This is a genomic window from Lactobacillus sp. ESL0791, from assembly GCF_029433255.1.
GTDB lineage: Bacteria > Bacillota > Bacilli > Lactobacillales > Lactobacillaceae > Lactobacillus.
Genome location: NZ_JAQTHU010000001.1, coordinates 1,422,520 through 1,434,376 on the forward strand (window position 1 = coordinate 1,422,520; position 11,857 = coordinate 1,434,376).

Consider the following 11,857-nt stretch of genomic DNA (forward strand, 5'->3'; position numbering starts at 1 on the left):
AGATGCCAGATTCTGATCTGCTCGTCGATGTGCTGCCACTCTCGGATGTACTGCCAGATTCTGATCTGCTTGTCGATGTGCTGCCGCTCTCGGACGTACTGCCAGATTCTGATCTGCTTGTCGATGTGCTTTCACTTTCTGACGTGCTGCCACTCTCGGATGTACTGCCAGATTCTGATCTACTCGTCGATGTGCTGCCGCTCTCGGACGTGCTACCAGATTCTGATCTACTTGTCGATGTGCTTTCGCTTTCTGACGTGCTGCCACTCTCCGACGTACTGCCGGATTCTGATCTACTCGTCGATGTGCTGCCACTTTCCGACGTACTGCCAGATTCTGATCTGCTCGTCGATGTGCTGCTACTCTCGGATGTGCTACCAGATTCTGATCTGCTTGTCGATGTGCTGCCACTTTCTGACGTGCTACCAGATTCTGATCTACTCGTCGATGTGCTGTCGCTTTCTGACGTGCTACCAGATTCTGATCTACTTGTCGATGTGCTGCCACTCTCCGATGTACTGCCAGATTCTGATCTACTTGTCGATGTGCTTTTCTCTGACGTACTGCCGGCTGATCTGCTCGTCGATGTGCTGCCACTCTCCGATGTACTGCCAGATTCTGATCTACTCGTCGATGTGCTGCCACTCTCGGATGTGCTGCCAGATTCTGATCTGCTTGTCGATGTGCTGCCGCTCTCTGATGTGCTGCCGGATTCTGATGTACTGTCGATCTCGGATGTGCTGCCAGATTCTGATCTACCGTCGATTGCGATTTCGCTCTCGGATGTGCTGCCACTCTCCGATGTACTGCCAGATTCTGATCTACTTGTCGATTGATGTGCTACCAGATTCTGATCTGCTCGTCGATGTGCTGTCGATGTGCTGCCAGATTCTGATCTCCGTCGATGTGCGTATCCGATGTACTGCCAGATTCTGATCTACTTGTCGATGTGCTTTCGATTTCTGATCTGCTCGTCGATGTGCTGCCAGATTCCAGATTCTGCTTGCTCGTGATGTGCTGCCGCTCTCCGACGTACTACCAGATTCTGATGTACTGCCAGATTCTGCTTTGTCGATGTGTATTCTGCCACTTGTCGATGTACTGCCAGATGCTGCCAGATTCTGATCTGATTGTCTGATGTACTTTCGGATGTGCTGCCCGGATGTGCTGCTTGTCGATTCTGATGTGCTACCTTCTGATCTACCGGATTCTGACTCGTCGATGTGCTGCCGCTCTCCGATGTACTGATTCTGATCAGCTTCTCGATCTACTCGTCGATGTGCTTTCGCTCTCGGATGTACTGCCAGATTCTGATCTGCTTGTCGATGTGCTGCCACTTTCCGACGTACTGCCAGATTCCGATCTACTTGTTGATGTGCTTTCGCTTTCTGACGTGCTGCCACTCTCCGACGTACTGCCAGATTCTGATCTACTCGTCGATGTGCTGCCACTCTCGGATGTGCTACCAGATTCTGATCTGCTTGTCGATGTGCTGCCGCTCTCGGATGTACTGCCAGATTCTGATCTACTTGTCGATGTGCTTTCACTCTCAGATGTGCTACCGCTCTCCGACGTACTGCCGGATTCTGATCTACTCGTCGATGTGCTTTCGCTCTCGGATGTGCTACCAGATTCTGATCTACTCGTCGATGTGCTGCCAGATTCTGATCTACTCGTCGATGTGCTGCCGCTCTCGGATGTACTGCCAGATTCTGATCTACTTGTCGATGTGCTGCCGCTCTCTGATTCACTGACTGACGCACTTGTCGATGCACTGTCGAGCTCGGACAGACTGTCTGAGTCCAAACTGGCTGAGTCGCTTATTGATCTGCTGTCGCTCTCTGATTCACTGACTGATGCACTTGTCGATGCACTGTCGAGCTCGGACAGACTGTCTGAGTCCAAACTGGCTGAATCGCTTATTGATCTGCTGTCGCTCTCTGATTCACTGGCTGACGCACTTGTCGATGCACTGTCGAGCTCGGACAGACTGTCTGAGTCCAAACTGGCTGAGTCGCTTATTGATCTGCTGTCGCTCTCTGATTCACTGACTGATGCACTTGTCGATGCACTGTCGAGCTCGGACAGACTGTCTGAGTCCAAACTGGCTGAATCGCTTATTGATCTGCTGTCGCTCTCTGATTCACTGACTGATGCACTTGTCGATGCACTGTCGAGCTCGGACAGACTGTCTGAGTCCAAACTGGCTGAATCGCTTATTGATCTGCTGTCGCTCTCTGATTCACTGACTGACGCACTTGTCGATGCACTGTCGAGCTCGGACAGACTGTCTGAGTCCAAACTGTCTGAGTCGCTTATTGATCTGCTGTCGCTCTCTGATTCACTGACTGACGCACTTGTCGATGCACTGTCGAGCTCGGACAGACTGTCTGAGTCCAAACTGGCTGAGTCGCTTATTGATCTGCTGTCGCTCTCTGATTCACTGACTGACGTACTTGTTGACTTGCTGTTGCTCTCTGAGTCACTCAAGCTTGCTGAAAGCCACTGGCTAAGCTTTATATTGTCTAAAGATAAGCTCGTATTTTGAGAGATAATCACAGATATTGAAGCACTAACTGCCTCCGAGAGGGATGCATTAGCCGATAAACTTGCTGACCCACTCGCTAAAACAGTTGAAATTGACCGTGAATTAGCAAACGAAGTCGAGATAGATAATCTACTGTTCGCAGGAATTTCGCCTATTATTTGTGAATCTGAGCTTTGAGCTCTACTAGCCGAACTAGATGAAATACTTTGACTCACATTTGAAGACGCAGCCCAAGAATCAACAACTGAATTACTCTTACTATTACTTACTTCATGAGAAGCATTGATTGAAGCGTTAGTGCTCTCAAGACCGGACAAACTTGCGCTCGCTGAGGCTAAAACGGTAGAATCCTGTATTACGGCTATATTGCTGGAATTTACACTGGAAACATACGAATGCAGACTGCTGTTGCTACTAGAAAGATTACTATAATACCTAGAAGCAGAGGCCGCAACTAAACTTGCTGATTGCGAATTTGACCGAGAATCACTAGTATATTTTGAGTTCTTGGCAGATACTGAAGAATTCATGGCTGACAAGTCGCTCGTCAAACTAGAATTCTGGGAATTGGAAATGCCGGCAGACAAAGCTGGTGTAAATAAACTCTCATTACTCCAAGAAGCACTCATATTAGCTGAAGCTTGAGTGTAGAGATTTGAATTAGATTCATTGGAATTTTCACTATAACGGGTGCTTAAAGAAGCCAGTATTGAAGAATTATTATTACTTACTTCAACATTACTCTTTGAAGCATTTTGACTAGTATTCATGCTTGCTGAGACCGAATTGATAAATTCTTCACTTGAATCTAATGATGCCTGCATGCTAGCACTAGCCGAATTATAAGCAACGGGATCGTTTACTTGCGATAAACTAGCAGCATCAGATTGTGAAGCAATTTGGTGACCAGAACTATCCTGCATTGATAATGAAGTGTATGTTGATTTGTTCTTGGAGACAGCTGGAGTAGGAGTATTACTGAGCGATTCATAATCTTTTCTTAAACTTGAGTTCTGCGAAGCTAAAACTGAAAGAGAACTATCCGCAGCATCGGATTGTGAGGCAATGATCGAAGATACAGCTGAACGGCTTGACTTCGCAAGTTTACTGTCATAAAGAGACATGGACGATGAGATCCAGTAGTTCATTAAAGAATTCATTGAACTGGAATCATAACTTGCCAAACTGCTATAAAAACGACTTTGACTGTTACTTAATGAGGGATTAGATTGCGGCTTTGATTGAGCAAGGGCAATGGAGTTACTATCTGAATTTATAGTAGACTGGACCCAAGTTTTAAATGTCGATGAATAAACAGAATAAATTTGCTGTCGCAAACTAGCTGATTTTGACAAGCTTGTGCTCTGCTTTGTTGAAGCACTTTTACTACTATCTTGACTTCTATTTTGACTAGTTTGAATTGAATTCACTAGTACATTACTATCACTTCGTGAAGCTAAGATGCTATCGTTGGTAGAAGTAATAAGTGCAGGATCAGTTTCACTAGATAAATTTAAAGAATAAATTTTTGATATTGATTCATACATTGAAGCATTTCTAGAAGTTAAACTTGAATTTTCACTAGAAAAACTATTGCCCTGGACCAGGAGCGATTTGCTTTGACTTATACTGTCATCATCGGTTAAACCTAAAGCAGCAGCACTGGTTAATACTTTATTGGAATTTTCTTCTGTCGCCCTGGTAGACAGGCTGCTCGTGCTTTGAGATGCAGAAGCAGTGGCAGATTGTGAAGAAGCTTTGACTGCAGAAGAAGAGATAGCAGAAGCAGAAACTGTAACAGAAGCAGAAACTGCAGACTCCTGCGATGTTGCCGTACGCTGATTAGCCGAATTAGTTACTTTACTATTAGTACTTTGTGACGTGAAAGCAGCAGATTGCGTATTTTCTGATGGTTTAATTGCTGCAGAAGAAGAGGAGGTAGCAGTAGTAGAAACAGAAATTGCAGTGCTTTGTGATTGCACCTCATTATCAAGTGAACTATCAGTATTTTTGCTGACACTCTGAGATGCAGGAATTGTAGCAGATTGTGCGCCTACCAAAGTTTTGGCATTGTTAACCTTAACTTTGGGCACAGTAACATCAGCAGCATGCACGGTATTTTGTGTACCAAGCATCCCGCCAAGTAAACCGCCAATTCCAGCAGCCAGCCAGTTACGAGCATTTGCTTTTTCCTTTTCAGTTACTTGATTTTTCTTTAAAAGTTTCTTATGTCTTTTTTTTGTCATAATTCTCTTCACATAACAGTCTAATACATTAAAGCTAATTCTATATTTACATACATTTATTTCTTACAAATTAATTATATCATAAGATAAAGCAAATAATAAACAAATAAGTTTAATATTATAAAAAGAAAACTTTATATTTAACAAACAAAATACCCTTTTATAAGCAATTTGCTTATAAAAGGGTATTACAATTTATATATATTAATATAAAAATAACAAGTAATTATACCCACCTGTCTGCCCAATGATGAATTTGGTCAAAAACAGGCTTTAATTCTGCACCTTTTTTGGTTAACCCATAAGAAATAATTTTTGTTTCACCATTCACCGAACGTTTAACAATTTTTTCTTTCTCCAACTCTTTCAGCCGTTCAACTAAAACCCGATCTGAACATGAGCTAATACACCGTGCCAAGTCTTTGAAACGCATATACTTCGTATCACACAGTGAACTGATAATTAACCCGTTCCACTTCTTGCCGATTACCTGAAAAGCATTAATAAAGTGCTCACACAATTCATAGTCTTGAGGCGGACAACCACAAGTTTTCTTATTTTTTTCTATTACACCTTGAACCATTCTATAAATTCCTTTCTGCTACCCTATTTAAGACATTTTTGTAATAAAATTATTATAAGAAATTTGCTTACTAAAAACAAGTGCTTTTACTCTTATGCAAAATGGTAAATCATTATCCCTGCTGCCACTGCCGCATTGAGCGACTCGGCCTGACCTTTAATTGGAATATACAGCTGCTCATCGGCTAGAGAAGCAATTTTCTGGCTGACGCCGTGTGCTTCATTCCCAATAACTAACCCCAGCTGCGGCACTTGTGAAAAATCAGCCAGCTTTTTGGCATTTGCATCAAGCATACTGGCATAAACAGGAATCGCGGCATTTTTAAATGCTGCAACAGCATCCATCAAATCATGGATAAGCAGTTTAAGGTGAAACTGGCTGCCCTGCATTGCCCTTTGCGTTTTAGGATTATATAAGTCAACGCTTTGCGGCGACAAAATAACGCCATCAAAACCCGCCGCATCGGCAGTCCTGATGATTGTCCCGACATTGCCGGGATCGGCTAAGTCATCAAGCAACACCCATTTGCCATAATTAAACGGAAATTCTTTTGGTTGAGCAATCTTTAGAACCATAAAAATTTCCTGGGAGTCTTTTGCCGCACGCAGATGATGAACAATTGCCTTGTTAACCAAAATAATTTTGCGTCCTTCAAGATCAAGACCCGTTTCTTCTTCCAGTTTATTCAGCGCTTCTTGCGTTCCAAGCAGGTAAGTGAACTTGATATTGGCTTTTAACGCCTCTTGTACCAGATGAAAGCCTTCAACCAAATATTGGCCTCTTTCCTCACGGTACTTTTTCTGCTTTAACTTGGCCAAATCTTTAATTAACTGATTATTAACTGAACTAATTTGTTGCATTTTTCAACCTCCTCGATAAATTATATTTTAAAGTAAGATTTACAATTTTTAAAATGTTAAAATCATTATAGTGACATAGAGAGGTAGCAAAATGAAATTTTTTGGTAAAGGGCGCGAACAAGAAAAAGACAATGGACAAAACGAAGACTTTCCGGAAACCTGGCAGCTGACGATTACCGGGATCGTGCAAGGCGTCGGTTTTCGCTGGAGCGTGCAAAGTTTTGCGCAAAATTTGCATTTACCGGGATCGGTTAAAAATAATTTTGATGGCAGCGTGACCGTAGTTTTACAGGCTGACAAAAATAAAGTAGATCTATTTATCAGGGATTTGCCGCAAAATATCTCCCGTTTTGCCAAAATTACAAAAATTAAGAAAGAAAAGCTGACTAATGTGGAAAAGATGCATGACTTTCATGTATCATATTAGAGGTTAACTTAGATTAGACGTGGTGAAGTAAATGAAAAAATATCGCAAATTTATCGGAACGGCTGTCCTGGTTGTGGCAGTCATGTTAATTGTAACGGGTTGTGCAACACATAAAACCTCTGCCTATACTCCGCCGAGTGGCGGTTTTTACGGCTGGATTTTTACCTGGATCGGCAAGCCGCTGCAAAACATCATGCTGCAGTGCTACCGCATCATCGGCGGCACAAACGGTGCCGGCTGGGCCATCATCTTAATGACCTTGGTTGTCCGGACTATCCTGTTGCCACTGATGCTTAACCAGCAAAAAAAGAGCACCACCCAGCAGGAAAAGATGGCCAGGGTGCAGCCGCAAATGCTGCTGATTCAAAACGCCATGAAGCGCAAAGACATGACCCAAGACCAGCAGATGACCCTGGCTACTTGGCAGCGTGAACTTTATTCCAAAAACAATCTTTCCCTGACCGGCGGCATGGGCTGTCTGCCCCTGCTGATCCAGATGCCAATCATGATCGGAATTTACCAGGCTGTGATGTATTCACGGGTTTTGGCAAATTCAAAATTCTTGGGCATCTCGCTCAGTGAACGGTCGCTATTAGTGGCAATCATCGCAACCGTGTTTGCTCTCGCGCAAAGCTACCTATCAATGGTGGGCATCCCTAAGGAACAAAAAAAGCAGATGCAGTCTATGCTGCTGATGAACCCAATTATGACCCTATTCATTTCACTGACGGTATCGGGCTCGGTTGCGCTCTATTGGGCCGCCGGCAACTTCTTTTCTCTAATCCAGCAAGTGATTGTCACTTATATCATCATGCCTAGAGTCAAGAAGAACGTTGAAAAAGAATTGAAAGAGCAGCCAATTAAAGAAATTGTTACCCAGGCCAAAATTGACGCGTTGTTCAGCGAAAATAAGGTAAATCCTGAAGTTAAAAAACAAAATCAGGAGCTGCACCAAAACTTGCGCAACCGCAATAAAGGCAAGCAGCAGCGAAGACATTAACTATTAAGCGTTAAAAAAACTATTCCTTTATTGGAATAGCTTTTTTTAATTATTCTTGTTCGGTTTTGCCTGAACGTTCTTTCAGCCTTGCCGCCTCTTTTTCAGACAGAGCCGGGAAAACCATCTTAAACTGACTGCCTTGACCCTCAACCGAATCAACGCTGATTTTGCCATGATAGCTGGTAACCAGTTTTTTGGCAATTGATAAACCTAGGCCATTGCCGCCCTTTTCCCGCGTTCTTGCCTTGTCTACCCTATAGAAACGGTTAAAGATCTTATCCTGTTCATCCTGGGAAATGCCTTCACCAAAGTCTTGCACAATAATGCTGACATCCCTTTGCGAAAGGCCAGCCGAGATATTGATCTGCTTGCGGTCAGTTGAATATTTAATGCCGTTATCAATTAAAATTACCAATAACTGCTCCAAGTGCCCCTGATAAATTTGAATCTCGGTCTTTGGCGGCAAGTCATCTACATCAAGACCAATTTCAAAGTCCTTGTGAACCAGCCGCAAATCACCGACTACCCGTTTTAAGACCTCAGTGACGTTTGTAACTGCGTTGGGGTACTGCACGTTAATCTGCTCGGCCCGCGTTAGGTCGAGCATTTCCTGAATCAAATGCTGCATTCTTTTAGTTTCCTGCAAAGAAGCCTTAATCGATTCATCCAAAATTTGCGGATCGTTCTTGCCCCAGCGTTCAAGCATGTTTAGATGCCCCTCAATCACCGCCACGGGCGTACGCAGCTCGTGCGAGACATCCCCCACAAATTCCTTTTGCTGATCAATATACCCCTGCATGCGGTCCAACATTTGATTAAAGGAAGTAGCCAGCTCTTCCAGCTCGTCACTGCGGTGAAAATCACGAATCCGGATGCTGCTGTTTGGATCATCGTTTACTTCCCGCGCCACTTTGGACATTTCCTTAATCGGTTTAACAATGTTGCTGACAATGATAAACGCAATGGCCACGAAAACAACGATTGCAATTACCGAAACCACACTCATCCAGTAAAGCAGTTTTTTCATCAGTCCATTATAATAGGACATGCGATTGGCAATAATGATATAACCGGTCAGCTTGCCGTCACGCTTATACCTAACCTTTTTATAAGTTAGAAGGACATCACGATTACCCTGACGTACTTTCTTGACCTGACAGTCGCCCTTAAATTTTTGGTAGGCAGGTATCGGTCCGTTACCGTTGCTAAAGGCAATTTCATCATGCTTGTTATACACGACTACCGTAATGTCGGGATTAGAAAGAAACGAAAACAAGTTATCATTAAAGGCATCCCGGTAATGATTGTCATCACTAATTTCAGGCTCTCCCTGCAGCGCCCGCCTGGTCGTCGGCGTAAGCGACGGCACCACATTGGCAATCTGAAGTTCTCCCTTAATCTGACTTAGCCGCTGATCCAGTTCGGTTAAATCACTGGCCGTCATTTCTTTTTGCTGGGTCAGCGACTGCTGACTGACAACTGTATAAATAATAAATGAAAAGACAATAAAAGAGACCATAATCGTCATTGCAACGATACTGACCCCACGGATTATCAGTGAAGAGTGCTTGGTCTCTTTTTCATCTTTTTTACTAGCTTTACTCTTTTTCATCGTCCTCATCTCTTACCATGTAGCCTGTACCACGAACGGTCTTAATGTAGGACATACGGCCCGGAACATCAATTTTGTTGCGCAGGTAGCGAACATAAACCTCAACGACGTTGGTTTCAATATTGGACTCGGGTCCCCAGATCTTGTTAAGCAGTTCTTCCCTTGTGACCACGTTATTTTTGTGTTCAATCAAGGTCATCAATAGGTTATATTCACGCTTAGTGAGGTCAACCGCCTTGCCATCACCGCGGCGCACAATCCGGTTAGCCGTTTCAATCGTCAGATCTTTAAACTTGATAACCTTCTTTTCGATTGTACTTTCCGTGGTCTTCTTTTCGATCTTAACACGGCGCAATACCGCACGCAGGCGTGCCAGCAACTCTTCAATTGCAAACGGCTTAACAATATAGTCATCCGCACCGTGATCAAGACCAGAAACTCGGTCAATCACAGAATCACGTGCCGTCATCATGATGATGGGTGTCGTCTTTTCCTGGCGGACACGACGGGCAATCTCTAAGCCATTAAGGTCGGGCAGCATCAAGTCAAGCAAAATCGCATCAAAATCATTGTTTAACGCTTCTTCTAAGCCCTTGCGGCCATTCCCCTCAACTACCGTTTCATATTTTTCATGTTTCAGTTCTAATTCGACAAAGCGTGCCAAATTCTTTTCGTCTTCGATAATTAAAATTTTTGCCATTTAAATCATTTCCTCATAAAAAAATTAAGTCAATTACTTGTAATAAAATCATATTAAAAATACTTCTTTTACAATTAAAGGATACTTTAAAAATGAGTTTAAAACAAGATTTTAGTCCAGCACCTTGTCTATTCACGACCATCTTAAATTTATCTTTACTTTTTCCGCTTTTGACCCTGACTTTTATCCTGGTTAAGAAGCACTTTTAACTGCGCAAAAGCCGGATTCACCTGGTTTTCCTTGCCCTTAATAAAATCTGCTTCGGAAACGACTTCCCAGCCATCACCTTCCGGAAAAATGTTGGCTGCTTCTTCTTTAGGAGTGAGAATGGTCACCGGAATATTCAGTAAAATGTTGTCCTCAATTGCGGTCTGCAGATCAATTCGATCATTGTCGACTTTGACAATTGGCAAGCTATCCTCCTCAAGCTCATCCTTGGTCGCATCCCGTTCACTATAGTTTTCCGAAAAATGAAAATCTTCATGGTATTCTACCGGTGTCAAACTGCGGCTTGACGGAACAACCAAATCAGCAAGCACATGAAAATCACCAGTCACAAATGGCTCGTTATAAAACAAATCAGCACTCACCCGCACATTTTTAGCAGAAATAAGTAAATTCTTGCTCCGGGCTAAAAATTCAGGACGAATTTCCAGCTCTTGTTCAAGATGGATCAGCGGCGCCGCACTTTTTTTAATTTGCGAAAAATTAATCGTCAACATGCTATTCTCCCTCCGGCCGGCGGCCAAAATTCTGGTCGGCCTTCATTAATTGTTCAAACAAGCGGTCAACACGAATTTGCAGCCGCATTGTTCCTGCTTTACTATTTTTCTTATCAACCTTCGAGATAATATCCGCTGTCGTTGTTTTACGGATTTCCTTGAGATATTGCTGCCCCAGCTTGCTGTAGCCAAGAAGCAGCAGCGCCTCCTGGTCAAAACTGCGCAGCATATCTTCCTGAGTAACATTCAGCAGCGTATACAGACTCAGCCGGCGCAGGCGTGAATAGGTATAGCGCTTGGATTTCACGCGCCGCAGAAATTCGGTAAAATCATGAGCCAGGTGAATCTCTTGCTTCATTTTATATTCAAGGCCCTCACTCATCTGGTAAATTCCCCGCAGTTCACTAATTGAAGCGGACTCAAGCCGGTACTTCAGATAAGGAAATAATAAATTCCAGTTGGGATACAGCGGCTGCTTTTTTAAAGCGGCAACTTCCCCCTTGGGCAGCCAAGCCTTTAACTGTTCCAGGCCTGTTTCCTGAACAATGATGTTCCGAATCGCGGTCGCACTCTGAATAACCCCGGTACGCGTCAATAGATCATCGTGCCTAGCACCAATTCGGTTGACCGGATGCAAAGTAAGCGGCGCCCCCAAGTTGTGATTGGCCACCGCATAAGCCAGTCCCAAAATCGCGTTAGGCTCATTGATTTCACTGCCAATTTCATTAACAACCATTTCGTTGTATTGCGTGGAATATGTCTGGCTATAGTCATTAAAATCCATGTGGCTGGGCGGAATTTGTGCAATCTTTTTGCCCAAATAACTAAAATTAAGACTGGCATCTTCTACACCAAATACAAGATCGGTTACACCCAATTTTGCCAGTTGGTCAATACCGCCTAAGGCAAAAAAATCAGCGGGTTGAACCGCCGTTGAAAAGGGCAACTCAAATACTAGGTCGGCACCACATGAAAGGGCCGCCTGTGCCCGGCTCCACTTGTCCATAATTGCCATTTCGCCGCGCTGGACATAATTACCCGACATCAGCACCACAATTGGCGACTTACTGCCCGCGAGCAATCGCGCCTGATTCAGTAAAAATTCGTGGCCGCTGTGAAAGGGATTAAATTCAGCAATGACACCAACTACACTCATTTT

The 11,857-nt window shown here is 43.7% G+C and carries 12 protein-coding genes; 6 read left to right on the forward strand and 6 right to left on the reverse strand.

Annotation, left to right across the window (positions count from 1 at the left end; all coding sequences use genetic code 11):
- Positions 1–2 precede the first annotated feature (2 nt).
- From PT285_RS07035 to PT285_RS07050, 4 genes are read left to right on the forward strand one after another with little or no spacing between them, the layout of a single operon-like run.
- On the forward strand, positions 3–836 hold the full coding sequence (locus tag PT285_RS07035; RefSeq protein WP_277149080.1) for a hypothetical protein: 834 nt from the start codon (positions 3–5) through the stop codon (positions 834–836).
- Positions 802–936, forward strand: coding sequence for a hypothetical protein (locus tag PT285_RS07040; protein WP_277149081.1), 135 nt, complete (start codon positions 802–804; stop codon positions 934–936). The genes PT285_RS07035 and PT285_RS07040 overlap by 35 nt, the downstream gene beginning before the upstream one ends.
- Positions 905–1,138, forward strand: coding sequence for a hypothetical protein (locus PT285_RS07045; RefSeq protein ID WP_277149084.1), 234 nt, complete (start codon positions 905–907; stop codon positions 1,136–1,138). Before PT285_RS07040 ends, PT285_RS07045 begins: the two co-directional genes overlap by 32 nt.
- Positions 1,139–1,171: 33 nt before the next feature.
- Entirely contained in the window at positions 1,172–2,548 is a 1,377-nt protein-coding gene (locus tag PT285_RS07050; RefSeq protein WP_277149086.1) for a hypothetical protein, read from the forward strand.
- A gap of 2,472 nt (positions 2,549–5,020) precedes the next feature.
- Here the strand turns inward: PT285_RS07050 and PT285_RS07055 are convergent.
- On the reverse strand, positions 5,021–5,377 hold the full coding sequence (locus PT285_RS07055) for a helix-turn-helix domain-containing protein (RefSeq protein ID WP_277149088.1): 357 nt from the start codon (positions 5,375–5,377) through the stop codon (positions 5,021–5,023).
- Between the two features lie 92 nt (positions 5,378–5,469).
- Complete coding sequence (locus PT285_RS07060) at positions 5,470–6,237, reverse strand: RNA methyltransferase (protein ID WP_277149090.1); 768 nt, start codon at positions 6,235–6,237, stop codon at positions 5,470–5,472.
- 91 nt (positions 6,238–6,328) lie between these two features.
- Here PT285_RS07060 and PT285_RS07065 point away from each other — a divergent pair, with 91 nt between their 5' ends.
- Positions 6,329–6,664: an acylphosphatase gene (locus tag PT285_RS07065; RefSeq protein WP_277149092.1), complete on the forward strand. Its 336-nt coding sequence runs from the start codon at positions 6,329–6,331 to the stop codon at positions 6,662–6,664.
- A 31-nt stretch (positions 6,665–6,695) separates the two neighbouring features.
- A complete protein-coding gene (gene yidC / locus PT285_RS07070) occupies positions 6,696–7,664 on the forward strand; it encodes a membrane protein insertase YidC (RefSeq protein WP_277149094.1) in 969 nt (322 codons plus the stop codon).
- A 49-nt stretch (positions 7,665–7,713) separates the two neighbouring features.
- Here yidC and PT285_RS07075 read toward each other — a convergent pair whose 3' ends face one another.
- The 4 genes from PT285_RS07075 to PT285_RS07090 all read right to left on the reverse strand — a co-directional run bounded on the left by PT285_RS07075 (position 7,714) and on the right by PT285_RS07090 (position 11,854).
- Positions 7,714–9,276: an ATP-binding protein gene (locus PT285_RS07075; RefSeq protein ID WP_374211468.1), complete on the reverse strand. Its 1,563-nt coding sequence runs from the start codon at positions 9,274–9,276 to the stop codon at positions 7,714–7,716.
- Positions 9,263–9,976, reverse strand: a complete 714-nt coding sequence (locus tag PT285_RS07080) for a response regulator transcription factor (protein ID WP_277149098.1) — start codon at positions 9,974–9,976, stop codon at positions 9,263–9,265. The genes PT285_RS07075 and PT285_RS07080 overlap by 14 nt, the downstream gene beginning before the upstream one ends.
- A 155-nt stretch (positions 9,977–10,131) precedes the next feature.
- On the reverse strand, positions 10,132–10,698 hold the full coding sequence (locus PT285_RS07085; protein WP_277149099.1) for a DUF177 domain-containing protein: 567 nt from the start codon (positions 10,696–10,698) through the stop codon (positions 10,132–10,134).
- 1 nt (position 10,699) lies between these two features.
- On the reverse strand, positions 10,700–11,854 hold the full coding sequence (locus tag PT285_RS07090; protein WP_277149102.1) for a nucleotidyltransferase: 1,155 nt from the start codon (positions 11,852–11,854) through the stop codon (positions 10,700–10,702).
- Between the last annotated feature and the right edge of the window lie 3 nt (positions 11,855–11,857).

Excerpts from the sequence above, each read along its gene's own strand:
- PT285_RS07035 (WP_277149080.1), top strand. The coding sequence starts at position 3 with ATGCCAGATTCTGATCTGCTCGTCGATGTGCTGCCACTCTCGGATGTA.
- PT285_RS07040 (WP_277149081.1), top strand. The coding sequence starts at position 802 with ATGTACTGCCAGATTCTGATCTACTTGTCGATTGATGTGCTACCAGAT.
- PT285_RS07045 (WP_277149084.1), top strand. The coding sequence starts at position 905 with ATGTGCGTATCCGATGTACTGCCAGATTCTGATCTACTTGTCGATGTG.
- PT285_RS07055 (WP_277149088.1), bottom strand. The coding sequence starts at position 5,377 with ATGGTTCAAGGTGTAATAGAAAAAAATAAGAAAACTTGTGGTTGTCCG.
- PT285_RS07060 (WP_277149090.1), bottom strand. The coding sequence starts at position 6,237 with ATGCAACAAATTAGTTCAGTTAATAATCAGTTAATTAAAGATTTGGCC.
- PT285_RS07065 (WP_277149092.1), top strand. The coding sequence starts at position 6,329 with ATGAAATTTTTTGGTAAAGGGCGCGAACAAGAAAAAGACAATGGACAA.
- yidC (WP_277149094.1), top strand. The coding sequence starts at position 6,696 with ATGAAAAAATATCGCAAATTTATCGGAACGGCTGTCCTGGTTGTGGCA.
- PT285_RS07075 (WP_374211468.1), bottom strand. The coding sequence starts at position 9,276 with ATGAAAAAGAGTAAAGCTAGTAAAAAAGATGAAAAAGAGACCAAGCAC.
- PT285_RS07080 (WP_277149098.1), bottom strand. The coding sequence starts at position 9,976 with ATGGCAAAAATTTTAATTATCGAAGACGAAAAGAATTTGGCACGCTTT.
- PT285_RS07085 (WP_277149099.1), bottom strand. The coding sequence starts at position 10,698 with ATGTTGACGATTAATTTTTCGCAAATTAAAAAAAGTGCGGCGCCGCTG.
- PT285_RS07090 (WP_277149102.1), bottom strand. The coding sequence starts at position 11,854 with ATGAGTGTAGTTGGTGTCATTGCTGAATTTAATCCCTTTCACAGCGGC.